This is a genomic window from Granulicella arctica (assembly GCF_025685605.1).
Lineage (GTDB): Bacteria > Acidobacteriota > Terriglobia > Terriglobales > Acidobacteriaceae > Edaphobacter > Edaphobacter arcticus.
On record NZ_JAGTUT010000001.1, the window covers coordinates 2333593 to 2354723 of the forward strand.

Below are 21131 nucleotides of genomic sequence, written 5' to 3' on the forward strand. Positions count from 1 at the left end.
AGGGTGCCACAGCAGAGATTCTGCAGGGTGCACCGTAGATGGTGCAGAGTGCCGAATATGACAACTTGAGGACGAAAAGGTTACAAACTGACCTTGTTCAGGCAACGCAGGGGAGTAAACTATATCTGTGAATGGCCGATGAGACTTCTCATACGGGTACGGTCATTCCGGGTGAGAATCTTTCGGGCTCAGGAGCGTGGATGCGGATTTTACAAGGTCGAATCATCGCGGCAGTGGCAGCAGCAGCGCTTGCGTTCGCTACAAGCGGAGTAGCAAAGGCGGCTGAGCTCGACGAGACGTCCTTCATGACGTCATCGTTGCTTAGCTCGGCGCACGTCTATCACCTCAAGCTGCATCATCTGCACACCGGCGAGAGCATCGACGTCGTCTACCGGGTCGGGAATATGTACATCCCCACCGCAATGGACACGCTGAACCACTTTTTGCGCGATCACCGCACGGACACCGTCAGCGAGTATGATCCCCGCGAGTTCGACCTGTTGAACAATCTGATGGCCAAGCTGGGGCGCCCCAATGGCGTGATTGACATCGTTTGCGGCTACCGGACACCCTGGAGCAATGCCTTCCTGCGACGGGCAGGTGCAGAGAGCGGTGTGGCCGAGCACAGTCAACACATGGCTGCGAAGGCAATTGATATTCGTGTCCCCGGTGTGACTACGGCTAAGTTGCGGGACACCGCACTTTCGCTTGATGCGGGCGGCGTCGGCTACTATCCGAAGTCCCAGTTTGTGCACGTGGATGTTGGCCCGGTGCGGACCTGGTCCTTTGGCGAGTCGCATCGGCGAGGCCGTGCATCCCTACGGACGGCGAAGTACAGCCGTCATCGGCACGGCCGACGCGGTGTTATCCGGCAGGTTGGCAACTAGCTTTCCGTTTCGTAACTCTTAGAAGGCCCCCAGGTGGGGCCTTTCTCTTGCCCTCTACCCGATGTGTTTTCGGCAATGTATTGTCCTCTGATGGGTATTTATGAAGCGGGAATGTCTCTGAAGTTGCGCGCAGGTCGTCTGTCCGCTCTGGTTTGCTGCACATTGTTTGCTGCATCGGGTCTGATGGCCCAGGTCGAACCGATTGCCGCTGTTGATCCGATGATCGGCACCTCGAATGGCGGCAATACCTATCCCGGTGCGACGGTTCCCTTCGGCATGATCCAGTGGAGCCCCGACACAAGCCAGAACTTCTACACCTACGAGGACAAGAGCATCCGCGGCTTCAGCGTCACCCACCTCAGCGGCGTAGGCTGCCCGGTGTTTGGCGACATGCCGATGCTGCCGATGAGTGTCCGTCCGGGAGCCCAACGCGATCTAAAACACCCTGAGACGGTGCCGCTTGATCACACCCACGAGACGGCGCAGCCCGGCTACTATGCGATTACGCTGACCGACGGTACGCGTGTCGAACTGACCACGTCTGACCGCAGCGGTATGGCGCGACTGACGTTTCCTAAGGGGCAGCATGCAGGCGTGCTCATCAACGGAGCAGGCAGCGCATCGACGGATGTGCACATGGCCTTTCTTCCTCCGGTTGGCAGGGAGCATGACGGAGAGAGCCTGTCGTTCGGTGAAGATGGCACTCTGACCGGAACCGGGACCGCAGGTGGGTTCTGCGGATCGCCGACCAAATACACGCTCCACGTGGCTTTCGCCTTCCAGAAGACGCCTGTTGTCCATGCGTTGTGGCGCGATGGAGCGTTGCAGGATGCAGCCGGAACGGTCTCCGGCAAGCAGGCTGCGGCATGGGTCGACTTGGGCAATGAGCAAACACAGGTGATTAAGGTTGGCCTCTCCTATGTCAGCGAGGAGAAAGCGCGCGCAAACCTGCAGGCAGAGCTGCCGGGATGGGACTTCGATAAGACCCGTCAGCAGGCACAGGCCCGATGGGTCAAAGCGCTAGCCACGATCCAGATCGACGGAGCAAACGCTACGGATCGTCGGATCTTCTACACGGGGCTGTATCACGAGCTGATCGGGCAGACGCTCTTCAGCGATGTCGACGGCGAGTACATGGGCTTCGATGAAAAAGTTCATCACCTGCATGCCGGACAGAAAGGCCAGTACACCAACATCTCGGACTGGGATATCTACCGGAACACGGTGCAGATGCAGGCTTTGCTGTTCCCGCAGGAGGCGAGCGATCTGGCTCAATCGTTAACAAACGACGCGGAACAGCTTGGGTCGTACCCTCGGTGGGCCACCGCGAACGATGGATCGTACGTCATGGGAGGTGACTCACCGCCAATCATCTTGGCCTCGGTTTACGCGTTTGGAGCAAAGAATTTTGACGCCAAAACAGCGCTCTCTTATGCAGTAAAGGCGGCGACTGCTCCGGGACTCGGGCAACATGGCAAGACGGAGCGGGACAATCTTGCGGACTATCTGAGGTTTGGCTACATTCCCGCCAGCAACTTAATCTCGGTCTCCGAGACCCTTGAATTGACTAACGCCGATTTTGCGACGGCGCAACTGGCGAAGGCGCTTGGGGACAAACCCTCAGAGAAGCTCCTCCTGAAGCACGCGGAAAACTGGCGCAACCTGCTCGACCCGTCGACGCGGTGGATGCGGCCTCGGCTTGCAGATGGAAGCTGGCTCCCGGGTTTCGATGCGGAGAAGTCCCTGCCACATCGGCCAGATGCCTCTGTATCGACTGATCAACTCGGATTCGAAGAAGGCAACACCTACCAGTACACGTTCATGCTGCCCTTTGACTACGCCGGGCTGTTCACGGCAATCGGCGACAAAGCAGTTGTCGAGAAGCGGCTTGATCGCTTCTTCGAGAAGCTCGTCTGCTGGGGCGAGCCCTGCTTCAACATGGCCAACGAGCCTGACTTTGTGACGCCCTACGTGTACACGTTCCTCGGCAAGCCATGGAAGACAGCAGAGGTGATTACGCGCATCGAGAACGAGACCTTCAACACGACGCCAGGCGGTATCCCCGGCAACGACGATCTGGGAGCGACGTCAGGCGTCTATCTCTGGAACACGCTCGGGATGTATCCCGCGATCCCAGGTCTCGGTGGGGTCGTGCTCGGGACTCCAAGATTTATCTCTGCGATGGTCCATACAGGCGCAGGCGGAACGCTGACGATCACCCGGCACGGTGATGGAAAATACGTGCAATCAGTAATGCTGAATGGAGTTAATCATCCGGGTTCTTGGGTCCCGGTTGAAGACCTGCTGCACCATGAGGCGCACCTCGACTTTCAGATGGGCGAGACGCCAGGCAGCCCGTGGGCTACTGGAGTCAGTGATCTACCACCATCACAATCGACGGCGAAATAGCATCACGCTAAAGCAGAAAGGCCGCCATCGCTGGCGGCCTTTCTAGTCTGCTGCATGTAATTGCTTAGTCGCCTGAAACGGTCTCTTCGATGTTTTGGACCACTTCGACGCGCGGAGCCGGTGCACTGGCTGGCTTGATATCTCCAAGGGAGATGAAGCCAGGCTGCTCCTGCTCGCCGAGCACTTCCTTGCGGTAGAGCTTGGCCATCTTGGCGTTCTCTGCATCCTGCTTGATCTTCGCATCGCGTGCGCGGATCTTTTCTTCGCGGGAGTTCTTGGCGATACCGGACTTGTCGAAGGTATCGTTGGCAGCAGCGTTGACGTGTGCCTCGTTGAGAACGAGATCGTAGGTCGCTTCCTTCTCGAGTCCAACCTTTTTACCACCGGCGAAGATCTCGTGACGACCATGCTCCTCGTACCACTTGGTAAGGGTGGAGGTCATGTGCATCTTCTCGATGATGTTGCGCCAGCCAACGCCCGTGTTATAGGCGCAGAAGCTGATCTCCCCCTCTTGTGTGGCATAGGGGATGATGCACTGCTCGGTGCGGCGGAAGTCGTAGTTGAAGAGATCCTGGAACCACATGCCGGCGATGAAGAGGAAGTTCCAGCGATCGGCGCGGCGCATGTTGATGTCCGCCATCGTGCGATCGGCGGTGACCTTGCCGTAGCTGCGTCCGGTCGCGCCGAAGCACTTGTCGAACTTCGCGAGCAGATCCTTGATTTTGAAGTGGGTAGGCGCATTGACCGGCTCGTAGTTGCGGAGCAGGGCGAGCGAAACGCCGATGATCGAGAGCCACTTGCCGCGAGCCGCATCATTGATGCGAGCAACGTCCTTGGCCAGACGATCAGCGTTCAGGAAGGCAGTTACGGGAACGGCTTCCTTCGTTTCCTTGTCGATCATCAGCGCCATGCCGATACCGCAATTCGGGTGGCAACCGCAGGAGAGTTGACCCCACTCGTGATCCGGTCCGTGTACAAGGTCGGCCCAGTCAGAGAAGGTAGACATAAAGGAGATCGGGAACCAGTCGCGGATGGGCTCGCCGAGGCCGGTCTGATTCTTGACGTCATGCGCGAGATGCGACAGGGTATAGCGCTGCGCCATACGACGCTCGTCCGAGACGGCTTCATCGCGGCCAGTAAAGCTGACGGGCTGGAAGGAGAGGAAGTTGATCTTCTTCGGGTTGTCGAGCGCGAACTCGATGATGTGGCCAACCTGCTCGTTGTTAATACCGTTGATGATGCAGGTGACGGGAACGATGTCGACGCCGGCCTCATGCAGGTTGTGAATGGCCTGGAGCTTCACATCAAATGCGTTGCCAACCTTGCGATGCGAGTTGGCGGCATTGCCGACGCCATCGAACTGCAGGTAAGCGTAGCGAAGACCGGCTTCAGCGGCAGCCTTCGAGAACTCCTTCGACTTGGCAAACTCGATGCCGTTGGTCGCAGCCTGTACGGAGGTGTAACCAACCTTGCGCGCATAAGCGACCGCATCAAGGAAGTAGGGGCTGAGCGTGGGCTCGCCACCTGAGAACTGAACCGACATCTGGCGCTTGGGCTTGATCGTGACCGCATTGTCCAGCATGGTCTTGATCTCGTCCCACGTCAGTTCGTGCACGAAGCCAACCTGGTTCGCGTCCATGAAGCAGGGATCGCACATCATGTTGCAGCGGTTCGTCAGATCGATCGTGAGGACCGAGCCACGGCCGTGAGTCACAGTCGAGGTGCCGTGATTGTGGAGCTTCTCGTCGTTGTGCGCCTTGATGTCGCGACCAGGGAACACCTCTTCAAGGTGCTTGAAGAAGGCGGTGTCAATCGACATAACGTCTTCAAAGTGACCGTGGATCGGGCAATCCTTGACCATCAGGATCTGACCGTCACGCTCGATGATCTGAGCCTTGATCTCGCCGACCTTCTCGTTGAGCAGGATCTCATGGGGAAGCTTGCCGTCTACGATCTGCTGGCGGATCTCGGGGATACAACGCGGGCAGAGAGAATCGGTCGTGCGGGGCCAGCCAAGGGGCGGCTTTTCCTTCTGGTAGCTCTTGAGAAGCGGCTTGTCGCTCCACTTGGGGGTAAAGCTTGCGTTCGGGCTGAAGGAGTTCAGCTTGTTGAAGACCGCCCAGCCTGCCTTTGCCGCGATAACGATCGCCTTCTCTGCTATCTTTGCCGGTTTCTTAGCCATGTGTGTCTCTGTCTCCTGGAGTAGGTACGGATGCCGCTCGGTCATGTCGATGGTCTGACGTCAATCACTTACTAGAAGTTACTTGATCCACGAAGGGGTGCTAAGTGCACAACCGGATTCGCGTAGATGACCATTGGATGAAAGGTTACCGCTCCAAGGTCCATTTCTGAAGCCACTTAGGTCGAACGGCAGAATCCTGCATTGAACGGTCTATTTTGAGGTCAAACGGCGGGCGTTATTCGGCTTAGGATCCAGGCCGCTGCGATACGTTGTTCAAAATCTGCTGAACGAAGACGATGCGGATGTGGACACGCTTGGCGAAGTCGGGGAGAAATTCGGTAATCAGATTGTCAATTGGATCGGAGGCGAGGCCTGTGGCAATACGCGCGACCGTTGAGGGGCCGTTGCCGTGGACGCCCGGGACATACAGGTTGGCGATCTCAGCGCTGATCGGGTAGGTAAGCAGGGTGCTGTAGTTGGGCATGGGGGTTCCGTCGTCGTGCTGCGAGATCACCGTATGCCGGACGGCATGGAGAAAGCGCCGCGGAACGGAGGCTTGCGGCGAGCGATGGTAGTGCGGGTCCTCATGGAAGAGTGAGTCGAGCACAAAGGTGGAGACGAATTCGCCGGTGGCATCCTGGACAAGCGAATAGCCAATATCGCGACCAAAGCCTTTCAAGCCCGGTCCGTAAGCAGTATGAGAATCGATACCAACCGTGAAGCCGGCGTTCGCCGTAATTGTGAAGAGATTACCCGGATCGGTTAGGTCACGAATCGCGAGCAGACCCTTCTGCCTCGGGGTCAGCGCTAAAGCTCCGGGATAGTTCAGGAAGCGCTGGTAGGGATTACGGTCCAGTGGCGGCGTGCAGGGCGGCACAACTGCAGTTGGATCGGTATTGGTGGTGACAATGTTCGGGGTGCGCGGATCATTCACCTTGCACGGCTGAGATCCGGGCGTACTTACGGAGGCGCTTTGGTGATACGTCCTTGCAGCCCCGGGCGAATCGGGGAGTTGCACCGTCTGGGGAGAGGTTTCGACACGCGGTGTCGGCGAGGGGGTCTGATCCTGAGCGCAGAGGACCGCTGCCGCTTGTAAGAGGGCGAGTAAAAATAGCCAACGCATCGCCGAATCTCCCTGGCCCAAGTCTAGAACGCGAGCGCCCCCGCTGTACGCTACTCTTTCCCTTGCTTTAAGTGGACGGCTTCAAGGGCACCACTCAGGAACTCTGCGGCCACGAAGCTGAAAGCCGATCCGTACATCGCACTCCCAAAGGTTCGTGCCGTCTGACCAAAGCCGCGGTTTACATCGGGGTAATACGCATTGGTAAGAGCAGCACCGACAAGATTGCCGCTGACGAGAGAGTAGTTCGGAGCGAGGCGGCCATCGTCATTGCGAGTCACCAGGATGCGGGAGACGGAGTAGCCTGCCCGGACGAAGGCATTATGCGCAGGCCCCATCTTGTAGTACCGCGGATCCTGGTGAAAGGCGTTTGCCATCACAGAGTCTTTAAGGAGTTCTGTGGAGTAACCGCGTAAGGCAGCGGCGCCGAGGCGCTCTCCATAGGCTCCCTTGTCGGTGCCATAGTTTGGATCGCCGTTGATGATGTGCGAGTACCCGGAGGAGACAAACCAGCCCAGCACGCCATACGCGGAGACACCATGGATGAAGCCAAGTTCAATCTTGTCGCCGGTATCGAGCTTCGGCGCAAGTTGACCCGGAAGAATATATTTGTCAGTCCGCGAAGCCATGTGGCTCGCTCGCAGCGCATCGCCACTCCCCAGCCCGAAGATCCGCTGTTCAATGGTCGGTGATTTGACGGACTTGGAAGGCTGGCCCGGTTGGGTCGGAGCCGTGGGCTGGGACTGCTGATCTTGCGAGCCCGCGCTCGACGAATAGAGAACAGCGCCTGGAGCATCCGGAAGATTCACGAAAGCCGTGGAATCAGAGGATTCAATCGAGGTGGAAGCTGGAACTGCAACCGATGCAGTTGGTACTTCCTGCGCACGAGCAAGGGGAGCAACGACTGAGAACATCAGGAGTGCTATGGCTGAATGGAACTTGGGAGAGAGAAGAACCTGGGTGCTGCGTGCCGTGCTCAAAGAGAATACCTCGTACCGTCTGGCTGTGGTCACCACTTCATCTGGAAGTGAGTGCAACTTGGTTGACGTATATAGAATGCGACCACTGTGCTATCAACAAGCGCTCGGAATTTTGTACCTATATACAACGGATGAGTCAGGGAGCAGGTAAGTTGTATCGCTCGGTCCACTGCGAACCCGGTTACCACTCCAATACGCAACCGTAAATACATTCTGCACTTATTTGACCCTAGTTTTTCATTGGACGTCTAATGAAGGATAACGAGGTGCGGCATGGCAGAGACAACATCGAAGCGTCCGTGGGAGCAAAAGCTGCATGAGGCAGCGCTGACGGTCGAGGAGGAGTTGCGCCGGGTCGTAACCTACATTAACGACGAGGTCGTGCCTGAGGTTCGGCAGAATAGCTCGATCGCATTGCGGGCCGCGGCTGTTGAGCTTGAGAAACTTGCCCGCAAGATGGACGAGCGGGCCGGACCGCGGACCCCTCCACCCGCCGGAGAGCCGACGCGCTCGTGAGCAGGCTGCGCACGCTGTCTGCGGTTGCCCTTTCTGGGCTCGCGTGGGGAGTGGTCGGCTGCCACAAGCAGAGTAGGCAGGTGTATGCACCGCCTCCTCCATCGCTTACTCCAGCAGAACGACCTCCGGTTACGCGCACTCCACCAAAGAGCACGACTGCGGATGTACCGGCGGCGCGACCTCCTGAGATGAAAGGCAGGCCGGACGAGGTAGAGGTCGGGTTGGCGAGCTGGTACGGGCCGCCGTATCACAACCGCAAAGGCGCCGATGGGACTGTATACGACCAGAACGCCATGACGGCGGCACACAAGACGCTGCCCATGGGTTCGATGGTGCGGGTGACGAATCTGAGCAACGACCAATCAGTAGTGGTGAGGATCACCGACCGCGGACCTTTCGTGGGCGGGCGAATTATCGATCTATCGCTTGCTGCGGCAAAGGCTGCTGGCGTCTACCAGGCGGGTGTCGCGAAGGTGCGAGTCGAGGCGTACGTTCCTGCGCTACGCCCGGGCGCAGATCCGGGTGGCCGGTGGTGCGTGCAGATCGGCGCATTCCTGACAGCGGACGACGCTGTGTCTCTCAAGAATGACCTGCTGCGGCGTTATACGACGGCGAAGGTGATTGAGTTTTCTGGACCCACAGGATTCTGGGTCCGCATCAACCCGAAGTTCCCCGACAAAGGAACCGCGGACAAGATCGCAGCGGGCATTCACGTGCCTGATGCCGAGCCATATCTGATCCGCACGGACTAGCGTCGTGCGTAAATTGCTACTCGACTACGAACGCCATGCCGACGGATGCGGGCGCCGTCGGCACGAAGCCGAACTTTTCATAGAGATGCTTAGCGTCGCCGTCGGCCAGCAGGCTAACATGCGCCCCGGTCGAAGCGGATTTGCGCACATAGTCGACCAGGCTGCGAACGATCGTCTTGCCCAGCCCGCGCCGTTGATGCTCAGGCTCCACGGCAATATCGACCAACTGGAACGATAAACCGCCATCGCCGACAACGCGACCCATGCCGACGAGACGGCCACGACAGTGAATCACGACGCCAAAGATCGTGTTGGGAAGACCTGCTTCTGCGGCATCTGCACTTCGGGGGCTGAGACCCGCAGCGACGCGGAGTTGCCGGTACTCCTTCGCGGAGGGTGTGCCAATAACGAGGTCGTACTCTTTGTCGAGCATCATTCCAGTCTGAAACGTACGTGCAGCGTTGAACAACAATCGATCAGATTCCCCGTCGCTAGATCCTAAACAATGGCGCGCTTGCCAGTGCGACGTTCCATCTCGGCACGGAACTCAACAGCACCCGCATGGTTCGTCGAATGGCGAATGCGAACACGGTTGTCGCCGAGCACAAGAATCGTCCGTCCAGCCTGCATCGCCTGGAGACCCATCACCTCACCATAGAGAATCGTCTTCGAGGGCTGCAGCCAGAAGGTCTGCGTCACCGCCATCGGCGTGAGCGTGATGGTGCCCGGAAGCTGGATCAACCCGATGACCACAGCGATCAGGCAGAGAAAGATGATGGGCCACGGCATGACGTGGTTCTGGTGCCACGCGACCCAGAGAAAGAAGCCCATATAAGCCGGAAGCAGCACAATGCGTGACCAGTTATAGATCGGCTTGAGGCGGAAGACGAGGCCCTCGGACGTCTCGACAGGCTTGCCAGGAGAGATGCGGCTGCCGTAGATCATCACTACGAGCATCACTGCAATCAGCGGGCCAACAAGGTGTTGGGGATTGAAGCCGTTCATCGGTTAGCGTCCTTCTTTCGGATTGAGCGCGGGTGGCTCATAGTACGGAAGCTTCTGCTGCTCGTCGGTCGCGCGCTTGACCTCGATATCGCCGAACAGGATGCTGGGCGCAATCGTAGTCTGCGGGATAGCTCCAAGGATATTCGAGACATAAGCATCGCTGCCGACGGCGACGATGCCGGACCGCAGGCTGCGGGCATCCAGTTCGTCAAAGGTAGCACCGCGCACCAGCTCGCGCTTGCCATCCGCGTGCACGACATAGAGCAAGCGCGGTACGAGTTCCCCGCCGAGAGTCTCCACCGCATACACATCGCGACCCTGCTTCTTGGCCAGGTCGACAAGCTGCTGGTTCAGTTGCGCAGCGGAGACCGGCTGCGTCGACTTGAAGATAGTCACGGCAGCGCGCGAGTGTGCAGGTTGCCCCGGCCCGGCGCGCCCATGACCGTTCGAATCCGGGAAGTCCTTAACCGGCTCCCGCCCAATAACGAAGTTCATCAGCTTGCCTGCCTGCACGATGTCGATCGACTGCGCGGGCACGCCCTCATCGTCAACATCATACGAACCTAGAAGCTTCTGCCCCGCAAAGGTGGTCAAGAGCGGATCATCCTTCACATCCAGCAGCGCCGAGAGCACAGGGGTTCGCAAGCTGGAGCTATAGGCTCCCTGCGTGCGTGCCGTAGTGCCAACATCAGGCCGATCAGCCTCGATGTTTGGAATGAAAAGGCGGCTGAGTGTATCTGCCGCCGCATCGCCGCTAAAGAGGACTGGCCCGTGATAGTCTTCCGCGCCAACCACCGGCGCATTCCGCAACTCCTCAAAGCTCTTCAAGTCATCAAGAGTGCGCTGGTGGAACGCCGCGCCTGACTCAAGATCCTTCGCAAGCGCTGCAGTAGTACCGTTAGCACGCGCAAGCTGCATACCATCGGGAGCCTGCCCGCCAACGCTGATCGTCGCGTTGTAGCCGGTATATCCGTGGCGAACAACCGTGCCCTCGGTATTCAGCAGGTAACGATTGACCGCGATGCCGCGAAGGTTCGCTGTAGAGAACTGGACATGGCTCGCCGAGGGTTCCTTGGCGTAAAGTCCACTGGCCTCGACAAGGCGGCGCTTCCACTCATTGCGATCGAGGTCGAGGGTGACGAGAGGCTCGATCGTCGTAACAGGCTTCGCAGGAGCAAAGTCATCCGCTGTAGGCGCGGACTGGAAGCGCTTGAGCGCAGCCTGCTTGGTCGAATAGGCACGCAGAGCGTTCTTGTACGCCTCGTCGGTAGCAGTCCAAAGGGCATAGCGAAGCGCCGCTGGATCGTTATCCTCCGGCGCAAGCTGCACCGAGCCGTCACCGCGGCTGCTGCTGCTATCCGCCTGGTAGCTGCCAATCCGAACGGTCACACGCACAACGCGCTGATGGCTCGTCTCCTCACGGGTAAGCGCGCCGTAGTTGGCGACGGCCTCGTAGCTCGTCTGCTCGTCGAGCCGGTACTCCATAAAGTAGGGCCGCTGCATGCCCGGCAGAATCAGAAGCGACTTCTCGCGATCCAGCTCAGCCTGCATGGCCGTGAGCATAGGGTCTTGCTTCTGCTGAGCTACAGCACTATTTGTAAGACCGAACGTCACAAACATCGCTGCGAGAGCCAGGCATGAGGAAAGCCGTTCACAGCTCCAACCATCGCGGTGGGCTGTCTTTTTCGATTTCGTAAGCTTCATTTGGCCTCCGTGAGAGAGGCCGTTACATCAGGTGGCGGAATGATCGGCGGCCGCGTCGTCCCTTGCGCCTGCCGCTGCGTCTCGATGCTGGTGACAAGCATGGCAGGAGCCACAGCACTCACCGGAATGGACCCCGATTCCGCTCCGCAGATACCGTTGAAGATGTCCTGCTTGTTGCCCGTCGCAATGATGCTGTTGAGCGCCGCCTGTGGAGTGCCAACGATGCTCACTCCCCGGACCAACTCGTCCGGACGCCCATCCACAAAGACGCGATACACCACCAGCGGAATCACCTGAAAGGCCTGTGGCGATCGCCGATTCGTCACAGCAAAACCTGAAGAGATGTCCTCGAAGTAAAGCCCGTACGGCTTGCCCTGCTTCTTTGCCTCGGCGATCAGTAGCTGGCGAAGTTCGGCATCACTAACAGTCTTGGACGAGGTCACAATCAAATTTCCCTGGCGGCCCGTTGGCATGCGACCTGTCTGGGCGCGACCATGGCCGTTGCTCGTGGAGAAGCTGGCCACTGGCAGCCGCGACATCAGAAAGGTCTGCAGCACGCCGTCGCGGACGAGATCAACCCGCCGCGCCTGCTGGCCTTCGTCGTCAAAGCTGTAGTGGCCGCTTAGCGGTGTGCCTTCAAAGTTGCTGAGCGTCGGGTCATCGGAAACCGACAGGAAGCTCGGCAGAATCGGCTTGCCAAGAAGCTTGGTGAAGGTCTGCCCTTCCTCATCGCCGCGCTGCCGCTGCCCTTCAAGCCGATGTCCCAGCACCTCGTGGAAGAAAACCGCGGCGGCACGACCGCTGAGGATCGCCGGCCCGTTGAATGGCTCGGTGATCGGTGCCACGCGCAGGGCTTCGAGGTTCTTGGCCATCGCTTCAGTCTTCGCGGTCAGGGTCTTCTGGTCAGGCAGATTGCCGAGCTTATCGGCCTCAAAGGTCTCCACACGGAAGAGGTCCATGCCATCGGCCGCGCGTGTGCGAGCCACCACAACGAGCCGAGCCACGTGGTTGGGAGTCGACACGTGCGCGCCCTCCGAGGAGACGAAGTAGTCCGTCTCATTCTCCGCATCAAGCGCGACCGTGTTGTAGAAGATATCCGGATACTGCTTAAAGAGGCCGGAGAGATCGCGCAGACGGGTCTCCCAGGCAGCCTTGTCGATCACCAGTTCGGGTGCGGGCGGCAGCACCTCGGCTTTTGCGGTCTCACTGGAAAAGTCGGCAGAGACGTCCTCTTCCTTGGCCCGGACCTGCTGCTCCGTCTTGACCTTCAGGAAGCTGTCGAGCGCCTTACCATAGCCCCGGTTGGTCGCAAACCAGAGAGTGCGCGCAAGGGCGGCACGATCGTTCGTCAGAGGCAGTGGAATCGTTGTGAGCGCGCTGTTGCGATGGTCGCCATGCGTGTTGTCGAGCGCCGGCGTACCGAGCCGAATCTGTACATCCGCCGTGCGACGATGGCTCTGGTTTGAGTTAGTGATAGCGCCGTACTGGGCGGAGATGCTGACGGTTTCGTCGTCGGCCACTGCGTAGCTTAGAAAGTAGGGCTTAGGCTGGGCACTCTCCGCATTCGCTGCCGGGGCCGTGCCGAGTGAGGCAAGGGCGCGATGCAGTTCGGCCTCCATCGCCTGCATCAGGATCGGGTCCTGAGAGGTCGCGGCGAAGACCTGCTGCTTCGGAGTCATCAGGGCTACGGTTAACGCGCCAGCTATGCCGACTCCACCTGCTACCAACAAACACTGCTTTTTCAAAAGATCGATCCCCGCTTCGCTGACGCACTCGCTCAAGCCGAGTGTATCGAATTCGACTCATACGATGTGCGAAGGTCGTCATTGGGCGTTGGCAATGCAGCCAGTTTGCGCGGGGTCGTGCAGTCGTGCACACTGCACGAGAGGCCTTGAGCATGCGCCGTTGCATCCTGCTGCTACTCCTGCTGGCGTTCGCTCCACTCAGCCAGTCCACTCTGAACGCCCAGACCGCGACACCGGTCGTCGTAGATCGGCAGGCGGACCCGGGTCATGCCGCATATACACTCCCACCGGAGAAGATGAAGCTGGCTGTCGGCCTGTTTCGAACGCGGACGCTGCTGCACTTTGCCGGTGCGGGCTGGGGAATTCTGCAGCTTGTGCTGCTGCTGGCGTTTGCAGTTCCCGCGCGTCTTCGAGATCTTGCGTTGAGGGCGACGCAAAGCAGGTGGGGACAAGGCTTCCTGTTTACGCTTCTGCTATTGCTCCTGCTGACGGTGCTCGACCTGCCGCTCGGAATCTACGGGCATCACCTCGGGTTGGCATATGGCTTATCGGTCCAGGGTTGGGCGAGTTGGTTTGCCGATCTCGCGAAGGGCTTTGGCATTGAATGGGGCAGTACGGGTCTCGCGGTTATGCTGCTGTTCTGGGTCATTCGCAAATCGCCACGACATTGGTGGTTCTGGTTCTGGATTCCAGCCATGCTAGCGGTGATCTTCGGTGTCTTTATCTCGCCTGTATTGATTGATCCTCTCTTTGATCACTTCGAGTTGCTGTCTGCGCACGATCCGACGCTGGTGGCGCGGTTGGAGCAGGTGGTGGCACGCGGACCCCTCCATATTCCGCCGGATCGCATGTTCCTCATGCGGGCGAGCGCGAAGTACACCGGTCTGAACGCCTACGTCACCGGCATCGGACCATCGAAGCGCGTTGTGGTCTGGGACACAAGCATTGCGAAGGGCACACCCGAGGAGATTCAATTCATCTTCGGACACGAGATGGGGCATTACGTCCTGAACCATATCTATCTCGGCCTGCTCTTTGCCGGGGCGCTGGTGCTGGCGGGTTTCTGGGTTGGCTTTCACATCGTGCAATGGCTGCTGCGGACGTACGGAGCCCGATGGCAGCTCGAATCGCAGAACGATTGGGCAGCTCTCGTGGTCTTCATGCTGGTTCTGTCCGCGCTCACCTTTGTGACCGAGCCGATTGCGAATGGCTTCAGCCGTTGGGAGGAGCACGCCGCCGACGTGTACGGGCAGGAGGCAATGCACGGTATCCTCGCGGATCCGCAGGCAGTCGGCGTAAGAAGCTTTCAGGTCTTAGGCGAGAACAGCCTGGAGGACCCGCGAAGACATCCTTTCGTCGAGTGGTGGAGTTACAGCCATCCGGCTATCTGGGAGCGGTCTGCCTTTGCAGCCTCCTATAATCCGTGGGCGCCCGGGCAGAAGCCGAAATACTTTACGCACTAGAGCGTCTTACGCGAAGCGTCCAATACACCACGAAGTGGCGCCCGACCGGCGCTAGGGCGCTCTGGCACTAGAATGCGGCTATGAGCGATTGCCTTTTTTGCAGGATCGTCGCCGGCGAGATTCCGGCGAAGCGTTTGTATGAGGATGAGCGATGCCTCGCCTTTGCGGACATCAACCCGCAGGCACCCGTGCATCTGCTGGTTATTCCAAAACAGCATCTCGCCTCAACGGCACACACCACAGCCGAGCATGCAGGATTGCTCGGCGACCTGCTCGCCGCAGCGGCGAAGATCGCGGTCGAACAGAAGCTCGCTAACGGCTATCGCATCGTCATCAATACGGGACCCGACGGCGGTCAGACCGTGGATCATCTCCACCTCCACCTACTGGGCGGACGACACATGGGCTGGCCGCCGGGCTGATTTCCGTCAGCGGAAACTTGACAATCATTCGCCGCGCAGACCCACTTAGCGGCTGAAGCGAGACTAGCCCGCGTACTCGACGCACAAGTACCCCATATCTATCTCCTTTGTTTTGAATACTTTCATACTTCAGGTACGGGGGGAGGGGTACCTGTCCTAGAGCAGAAAATGGCCCCTGAGAGACTCAGGAGCCATTTCGTAAAAGGACTAAATCCTACTGATTGAAGTTCTGCTCTTCTTCGTCAACAATGCCGTAACGACGCAGAAGATTCGGCAGGTTCTGGCTGAACGCTGCGCGAGGCATCACGGTATCGCAACCTGCTTCGACCGCTTTAGCCTTCAGGTCGCCCTGAAGATGCGAGAGGAAGCCGACAATCGAGGTGCTCTTCTTCAGCTTGGCCTTGAGCTTGGGAATCAGCGTCATCGGCTTTGCAGAGGTGTTGTTGAGATCGAAAACGATTAGCCCAGGAAGATCGGCCTCTTCGCCGCCAACGAGCGCTGCAATCGACTCCTTATCGTTCTTGATGAAGGCGACCTTCACGCCGAGCTTGCGCGCAGTCTCCTGGATCTTGGCGATGAAGAAGAGATCCTCGATGAAGAAGTAGATCTTCGTCGGAGCGTCTTCGGCGATCGGAATGGTTCGTCCCTGCGAGTAATCAACTGGCTGCGAGTCGCTCTGATAGCCACCGCGACCTCCGCCACCGTGACTGCGACCCTGATAGTTGCCATTGCCATGCGTTTCGATGGTCGAAGGCGGAGTGTCGGCGAAGTTGCCGTTGGTCACGCGATAGCTGTGATCCATCGGTCCAACGAAGCTGCGAGGACCGCGCTGCTGTCGTCCGCCACCGTTGCTGCCGCTGCTAGTCTTACGCTTGAAGCCGTTGTTGCCCGGTTGGTGACTATTGCTGTCGCGGAATCCATTGCTGCCGCCATTGTTCTGGAAGCCGCCGGAGTTCTGCTGGCTGCCAGCGCCTGCAGCGATGTTGCCCGGGTTTTCGGGGCGTTGGCGATCACGGTCGCGGAACTTCTTCTTCCAGCGCTTTCCTGTGGCCGCTGCCTGCGAGCCGTTCTGGAATCCGTTCTGCTGGGGAGCTTGTGACTGAGCTGCGCCCTGGAGGGAAGGGACCGCTTGAGCGGGCGCGGCGGCATCGCCAGCTACAGAGCCTTGCTGGGCCATGTCGCCAGGACTTTCAGGTCCTTTGTTCTTGCGCTTACGTCGCCGCCGGCGGCTGCTTTTGGACTGGCCCATACCCGGCGAGATGGATTGACCATCTTGTGAGGACTGCTCGCTTTGACCTTGATTGTCGGACAACGGTAGCTGTGCCTGGTGCGACTGCACATCGGACACGGTAAGTTCTGAAGTCATGCTTCCACTTCCTATTGCATTTGTACGCAATTAGCGTCTTGTCCCCACGCCCGAGGCGTCTCGACCCTTGCCTGATGAGGCAGGGAGCGCAGAAGACCGGAAATGCAGCGTCGGTAAAAACGATCTCAAGTTGTACTCAAACGGACGTTATCGATTGCTATCGGTTGTGAGCCTGCGATTCGGTAGACCGTCGCTGCGCAACCGGGATTCGCTTTTTACAGCAGATCCTTCACCCTAAGTACATGTATGTAAATGATCCGACAGGACGATTCAATCTACTTCATGGCCACTATACATAGAAGTAGCCTTTGCGGAAAGAGATAACCCACAGTCGGTTCATACAACAGGCTTGATTGTACGTCCGAAATTGCTTTCTCGCAAGGAATCATCGTCCGTCGTGTGAAGCCGGTGCAGACAGGCAACACCTGAACTGCACCATAATTGGGTTTGAAACGAATGGCCAGTCACGGCCTCCTGAAGCGGCCTTCTCGGTGGAAGGCCTTTGTCTCTGCGGCAAGCAGCACCATACGTGGGTGCAAGCTCTACCAGGTCAGAGAATCCTGCGATCGCATCTCGGTCTGACGGAGGCACGTGCACACTTGATGGAGCAATTTCACGACCAAAGCAGAATAGGCCATTTGCAAGGGATTATGACGGGCTCCCTATGGCAATCTCTCTAAAACCATAGGTGGCGTTCGTGACTCTTCGGCTTTTAGAAGGGGCATCAGTGTTCAGCCGTATTTCGGGGAATGATGTTCTCGACGATCTAATCGAAAGAGAAGTAGATTTACAGAAAGGTGGCTTTGTTTGACCCCGTATGCGCAGGGTCCTATAATCAGAGGCGTTCTGGCAGCTCTCCAGCTCCTGTCTGCTTTCCGGTCTGCTTTACGGGCGAGACTCAAGAAATGGATCGGCTACAACGTGTTCACGCAGCCTGCTCTGCGTGTTCCCGGGGTGGAGTGGACTGCGGAGCATGGCCCGGGGCGCAAGCGATTGTGTTCCGATGGCCGAAACGATGGATGAAAGAATTCCAAGGAGCTTTACACACTACATGAATCGCACTCTTACTCTCCTCTCCGCGCTTGGCGCAGGCCTGATGACTGCTGCCGGGACTGCCCAGACCGCCACGCCTCCTGCCGCACCTGCGGCTCAGCAAGCACCTGTCGCTCCACAGGCAGTGCCGGCCAAGATTGCGTTGATCTCCTTTGAACAAGCTGTCTTCGCCACGAACGAGGGCCAGCGCGCCGTCGAAGATGTGAAGAAGAAGTACGAGCCGAAGAAGGCGCAGATCGACGCATTGGCACAAGAGGTCGACACGCTGAAGAAGCAGAATGCTGCTGCACCAGCAACCACAACGGATGAGCAGCGCGCCGCGCAGCTCCGAGCCATTGACTCCAAGGAGAAGGTCCTGAACCGCGACGCAGAGGACGCTTCGCAGGCATATCAGGCTGATCTACAGGAGGCCTATGGCAAGGTCGCTCAGAAGGTGAACGTCACGATGCGCACGTATGTCGCACAGGGTGGCTTTACGCTGCTTCTCGACGTAAGCGGCCAGCAGAGCCCGGTAATGTGGGCTACACCGAACACGGACGTAACGCAGGCCGTCATCGATGCGTACAACACGAGTTCTGGTGTTGCAGCTCCGCCACCAGCCGCGCCTTCCGCTGCACGTCCCCGTGCAACAACGCCGCGTCCTCCGACGACCACCCCGAGGCAGTAACTTGCCGTAAGAATGGTGAGGAGAAGATCGGATGGGATCTTCTCCTCATCACTTCGCTTGACTAGCAATTGTGGATAATTGTGTGGATTTCCTAAGGTGGCTCGTAGGTCCCTTCCATCAAGTTATGGCTCTGAGCACCTCGAGTTCGGGAGTGCGTTGACTAAGTCCAGGCTGGTGAACGATTTACATCCGAACGCGGCTCCGCAGAACCATCTTCAGCGAAGTAACTGGCAAAGATAGTACTTTCGGTTGTTTCCACAGGTAAAGGTTACTGATCTGTTACGGATGAGAGTTCGCTGCGTTCCCTGGGCAGGACTCTTTAGTCTTCGCCGACCTTCAAGACAGCTAAGAAGGCCTCTTGCGGGATATCAACCTTGCCGATGCGCTTCATGCGCTTCTTGCCTTCTTTTTGCTTATCGAGCAATTTCTTTTTGCGACTGATATCGCCGCCGTAGCACTTCGCGATTACGTTCTTGCGGATAGCAGTGACAGTTTCGCGAGCAATTACCTTGGAACCAATTGCAGCCTGAATGGCTACCTCGAACATCTGCCGGGGAATCAGTTCACGCATCTTCGAGACAAGTGCCTTACCGCGTTGCTGTGCGAAGTCTTTATGGACGATGATGGAGAGCGCATCAACCGGGTCACCGCCGATCAAAATGTCCATCTTCACCATCGGCGAGATCCACATGCCTGCGAGGACGTAGTCCAGCGAGGCGTATCCGCGAGATACTGTTTTCAGGCGATCATAGAAGTCAAGAACGATCTCGTTGAGTGGTAGCTCGTAGGTGATCATAACGCGGGTGTCGGAGACATACTCCATATTTTGCTGACGGCCGCGCTTCTCTTCGACCAGCTTAAGAATGCCACCAACATACTCTTCGTTGGTCAGGATCTTTGCGATGATGACCGGCTCTTCGATCTGTTCGATGTTAGAGGGGTCTGGCCAGCGCGACGGATTGTCAACCTCAATGGTGGTGCCATCCGTGAGAGCGATCTTGTAGCGAACGCCAGGCGCTGTCGTAATAAGGTCGAGGTCGAACTCGCGCTCAAGGCGTTCCTGAATAATTTCAAGGTGCAGCAACCCTAGGAAGCCGCAGCGAAAGCCGAAGCCAAGAGCGACTGAGGATTCGGGCTCGAACGAAAAGCTGGCATCGTTGAGGCGAAGCTTCTCGAGAGCGTCGCGGAGCATGGCGTGCTCGTGCGAGTCGACGGTGTAAAGACCGGCGAAGACCATGCTCTTGATATCTTCAAAGCCGGGAAGAGCTTCAGCGCAGGGTCGTGCGACCTCGGTGATGGTGTCGCCTACCTTGGTGTCGGCTACGTTCTTGATAGTGGCGACGAAGAATCCTACCTCGCCGGCGCTGAGTTCGGCGAGTTCGACAGGCTTGGGGGTCATGACACCCATGCTCTCGACGTCAAACATCTTGCCGTTCGACATGACCTTGATCTTCATGCCTTTGCTCAGCTTGCCGTTGACGATTCGAGCGAGCACGATGACACCCTTATAGGGATCGAACCAGCTATCGAAGATGAGGGCTTGTAGCGGCGCTTCAGGATCGCCGAGCGGTGGCGGAAGCAGGGTGACGACGGCTTCGAGGATGCTCGCCACGTTGAGGCCAGTCTTTGCTGAGACGGCAATGGCATCGTCGGCTGGAAGGCCAACGGACTTCTCAATCATCTCCTTCGTACGCTCGATGTCGGCACTGGGAAGATCGATCTTGTTGATGATCGGGATGATCTCGAGACCATTTGAGATGGCGAGATATGCGTTGGCAAGCGTCTGTGCTTCGACGCCTTGTGAGGCATCCACGACGAGCAGAGCGCCTTCGCAGGAAGCAAGTGAGCGCGAAACCTCATAGGAGAAGTCGACGTGGCCGGGGGTGTCAATCAAGTTGAGCTGATACATCTCGCCGTCGTGCGCCTTATAGGCCATGCGGACGGTGTGGGCTTTGATGGTGATGCCGCGTTCGCGCTCGAGGTCCATTGCGTCCAGCACTTGGGCCTGCATCTCGCGAGAGGTCAGCGAGCCGGTGAGCTCAAGCAGACGGTCGGAGAGGGTGGACTTGCCATGATCGATGTGCGCGATGATCGCGAAGTTGCGGATGTGACTTGGATCCATTGGGGGTGCGAAGTGCCTCAACTCTTATGTTAACACCCGTTACTGCATGACCTTGGGGAGGAGTTCATCGTGTTCATGGAACATTCGGGCCATGAGGCCGTACAGCAACTCAGTGAAGCTAGAGCTTGTTATCTTTTACGAGGTTCTTATGAAACTGGTTCTAATGTTGCGCGGGGTAGTGCCTGTTCTTTTTCTCGTCGCGATCCTGGCTAGTTGCCAGGGACAGTCCATGCCGAGTGCCGTGCCGCTCCAGGAGGCAATTGCCGCACAGGATAAGGCGCTCTTCGACGCGTACAACACGTGCGATCTGGTGAAGCTTGGAACGATGGTGACTGACGATCTGGAGTTTTACCACGACAAGACTGGCTTGGCAGTGGGCAAGCAGGTCTTTCTCGACAGCATCAAGCAGAATATTTGCGGCAAGGTAACGCGCGAACTCGTACCCGGAACGCTTGAGGTGCATGAACTCGCTCACTATGGCGCGGTAGAGATCGGGGTACACCGCTTCCATCATCCCGGGCAGAAGGATCATGACGTCCTGGGTGAGGGAAAGTTTGTCATGCTGTGGCAGAACAAAGACGGCATGTGGAAGCTAACGCGCGTGATCAGCTACGACCATGCGACTCTGCCAAAATGACCGGCTCTGATCTTCCGAAGGGATGAGCGCCATTTGCTGTCCGTGCGTCTTACAATGAACGGGGACGAATGGCGCGGATGACTTTGATGAAATGGATGAGG

At 58.1% G+C, this 21131-nt stretch carries 17 protein-coding genes; 8 read left to right on the top strand and 9 right to left on the bottom strand.

From position 1 onward, the window contains the following. Positions 1–131: 131 nt before the first annotated feature. Both OHL20_RS09755 and OHL20_RS09760 read left to right on the top strand, forming a co-directional pair. On the top strand, positions 132–887 hold the full coding sequence (locus OHL20_RS09755) for a DUF882 domain-containing protein (protein ID WP_263383001.1): 756 nt from the start codon (positions 132–134) through the stop codon (positions 885–887). 111 nt (positions 888–998) lie between these two features. Next, entirely contained in the window at positions 999–3296 is a 2298-nt protein-coding gene (locus OHL20_RS09760) for a GH92 family glycosyl hydrolase (RefSeq protein ID WP_263383002.1), read from the top strand. Positions 3297–3360: 64 nt separating this feature from the next. On the opposite strand, the gene OHL20_RS09765 is transcribed toward OHL20_RS09760, so the two are convergent. From OHL20_RS09765 to OHL20_RS09775, 3 genes are all read right to left on the bottom strand, one after another. Next, complete coding sequence (locus OHL20_RS09765) at positions 3361–5478, bottom strand: radical SAM protein (RefSeq protein ID WP_263383003.1); 2118 nt, start codon at positions 5476–5478, stop codon at positions 3361–3363. Positions 5479–5722: 244 nt separating this feature from the next. Beyond that, a complete protein-coding gene (locus OHL20_RS09770; protein WP_263383004.1) occupies positions 5723–6601 on the bottom strand; it encodes a hypothetical protein in 879 nt (292 codons plus the stop codon). Positions 6602–6651: 50 nt separating this feature from the next. Next, complete coding sequence (locus tag OHL20_RS09775; protein ID WP_263383005.1) at positions 6652–7578, bottom strand: hypothetical protein; 927 nt, start codon at positions 7576–7578, stop codon at positions 6652–6654. A 273-nt stretch (positions 7579–7851) separates the two neighbouring features. Here OHL20_RS09775 and OHL20_RS09780 point away from each other — a divergent pair, with 273 nt between their 5' ends. Both OHL20_RS09780 and OHL20_RS09785 read left to right on the top strand, forming a co-directional pair. Continuing rightward, positions 7852–8094: a hypothetical protein gene (locus tag OHL20_RS09780; RefSeq protein ID WP_263383006.1), complete on the top strand. Its 243-nt coding sequence runs from the start codon at positions 7852–7854 to the stop codon at positions 8092–8094. Then, positions 8091–8846, top strand: a complete 756-nt coding sequence (locus OHL20_RS09785; RefSeq protein WP_263383007.1) for a septal ring lytic transglycosylase RlpA family protein — start codon at positions 8091–8093, stop codon at positions 8844–8846. Before OHL20_RS09780 ends, OHL20_RS09785 begins: the two co-directional genes overlap by 4 nt. 16 nt (positions 8847–8862) lie before the next feature. Here OHL20_RS09785 and OHL20_RS09790 read toward each other — a convergent pair whose 3' ends face one another. The 4 genes from OHL20_RS09790 to OHL20_RS09805 all read right to left on the bottom strand — a co-directional run bounded on the left by OHL20_RS09790 (position 8863) and on the right by OHL20_RS09805 (position 13300). Further along, positions 8863–9282 carry a GNAT family N-acetyltransferase gene (locus tag OHL20_RS09790; protein WP_263383008.1) on the bottom strand — a complete coding sequence of 140 codons (420 nt, stop codon included), beginning with the start codon at positions 9280–9282 and terminating at the stop codon, positions 8863–8865. A gap of 62 nt (positions 9283–9344) precedes the next feature. Then, positions 9345–9851: a hypothetical protein gene (locus tag OHL20_RS09795; RefSeq protein WP_263383009.1), complete on the bottom strand. Its 507-nt coding sequence runs from the start codon at positions 9849–9851 to the stop codon at positions 9345–9347. A gap of 3 nt (positions 9852–9854) precedes the next feature. Continuing rightward, the gene (locus OHL20_RS09800) at positions 9855–11555 is read right to left on the bottom strand and encodes a metallopeptidase TldD-related protein (RefSeq protein ID WP_263383010.1); all 1701 of its coding nucleotides are present in this window, start codon (positions 11553–11555) and stop codon (positions 9855–9857) included. After that, positions 11552–13300, bottom strand: coding sequence for a metallopeptidase TldD-related protein (locus OHL20_RS09805; RefSeq protein ID WP_263383011.1), 1749 nt, complete (start codon positions 13298–13300; stop codon positions 11552–11554). Before OHL20_RS09805 ends, OHL20_RS09800 begins: the two co-directional genes overlap by 4 nt. Before the next feature lie 152 nt (positions 13301–13452). On the opposite strand from OHL20_RS09805, the gene OHL20_RS09810 reads away from it, so the two are divergent. Together OHL20_RS09810 and OHL20_RS09815 are read left to right on the top strand one after the other, a co-directional pair. Continuing rightward, complete coding sequence (locus tag OHL20_RS09810; RefSeq protein WP_263383012.1) at positions 13453–14763, top strand: M48 family metallopeptidase; 1311 nt, start codon at positions 13453–13455, stop codon at positions 14761–14763. 80 nt (positions 14764–14843) lie between these two features. Continuing rightward, the gene (locus OHL20_RS09815) at positions 14844–15185 is read left to right on the top strand and encodes a histidine triad nucleotide-binding protein (protein WP_263383013.1); all 342 of its coding nucleotides are present in this window, start codon (positions 14844–14846) and stop codon (positions 15183–15185) included. Positions 15186–15399: 214 nt separating this feature from the next. On the opposite strand, the gene OHL20_RS09820 is transcribed toward OHL20_RS09815, so the two are convergent. Then, complete coding sequence (locus OHL20_RS09820) at positions 15400–16551, bottom strand: response regulator (RefSeq protein ID WP_263383014.1); 1152 nt, start codon at positions 16549–16551, stop codon at positions 15400–15402. A 1051-nt stretch (positions 16552–17602) separates the two neighbouring features. Here OHL20_RS09820 and OHL20_RS09825 point away from each other — a divergent pair. After that, entirely contained in the window at positions 17603–18271 is a 669-nt protein-coding gene (locus tag OHL20_RS09825; protein WP_263383015.1) for an OmpH family outer membrane protein, read from the top strand. Positions 18272–18590: 319 nt separating this feature from the next. On the opposite strand, the gene lepA is transcribed toward OHL20_RS09825, so the two are convergent. Next, positions 18591–20393: a translation elongation factor 4 gene (lepA, locus tag OHL20_RS09830; RefSeq protein WP_263383016.1), complete on the bottom strand. Its 1803-nt coding sequence runs from the start codon at positions 20391–20393 to the stop codon at positions 18591–18593. Positions 20394–20541: 148 nt separating this feature from the next. Between lepA and OHL20_RS09835 the strand changes: the two genes are divergently transcribed. Next, positions 20542–21030 carry a nuclear transport factor 2 family protein gene (locus tag OHL20_RS09835; protein ID WP_263383017.1) on the top strand — a complete coding sequence of 163 codons (489 nt, stop codon included), beginning with the start codon at positions 20542–20544 and terminating at the stop codon, positions 21028–21030. Positions 21031–21131: the final 101 nt, after the last annotated feature.

Bases quoted from the DNA above. Each gene is read 5' to 3' on its own strand.
- OHL20_RS09755 (WP_263383001.1), top strand. From the start codon at position 132: ATGGCCGATGAGACTTCTCATACGGGTACGGTCATTCCGGGTGAGAAT.
- OHL20_RS09760 (WP_263383002.1), top strand. From the start codon at position 999: ATGTCTCTGAAGTTGCGCGCAGGTCGTCTGTCCGCTCTGGTTTGCTGC.
- OHL20_RS09765 (WP_263383003.1), bottom strand. From the start codon at position 5,478: ATGGCTAAGAAACCGGCAAAGATAGCAGAGAAGGCGATCGTTATCGCG.
- OHL20_RS09770 (WP_263383004.1), bottom strand. From the start codon at position 6,601: ATGCGTTGGCTATTTTTACTCGCCCTCTTACAAGCGGCAGCGGTCCTC.
- OHL20_RS09780 (WP_263383006.1), top strand. From the start codon at position 7,852: ATGGCAGAGACAACATCGAAGCGTCCGTGGGAGCAAAAGCTGCATGAG.
- OHL20_RS09790 (WP_263383008.1), bottom strand. From the start codon at position 9,282: ATGATGCTCGACAAAGAGTACGACCTCGTTATTGGCACACCCTCCGCG.
- OHL20_RS09795 (WP_263383009.1), bottom strand. From the start codon at position 9,851: ATGAACGGCTTCAATCCCCAACACCTTGTTGGCCCGCTGATTGCAGTG.
- OHL20_RS09800 (WP_263383010.1), bottom strand. From the start codon at position 11,555: ATGAAGCTTACGAAATCGAAAAAGACAGCCCACCGCGATGGTTGGAGC.
- OHL20_RS09810 (WP_263383012.1), top strand. From the start codon at position 13,453: ATGCGCCGTTGCATCCTGCTGCTACTCCTGCTGGCGTTCGCTCCACTC.
- OHL20_RS09815 (WP_263383013.1), top strand. From the start codon at position 14,844: ATGAGCGATTGCCTTTTTTGCAGGATCGTCGCCGGCGAGATTCCGGCG.
- OHL20_RS09820 (WP_263383014.1), bottom strand. From the start codon at position 16,551: ATGACTTCAGAACTTACCGTGTCCGATGTGCAGTCGCACCAGGCACAG.
- OHL20_RS09825 (WP_263383015.1), top strand. From the start codon at position 17,603: ATGAATCGCACTCTTACTCTCCTCTCCGCGCTTGGCGCAGGCCTGATG.
- lepA (WP_263383016.1), bottom strand. From the start codon at position 20,393: ATGGATCCAAGTCACATCCGCAACTTCGCGATCATCGCGCACATCGAT.
- OHL20_RS09835 (WP_263383017.1), top strand. From the start codon at position 20,542: ATGAAACTGGTTCTAATGTTGCGCGGGGTAGTGCCTGTTCTTTTTCTC.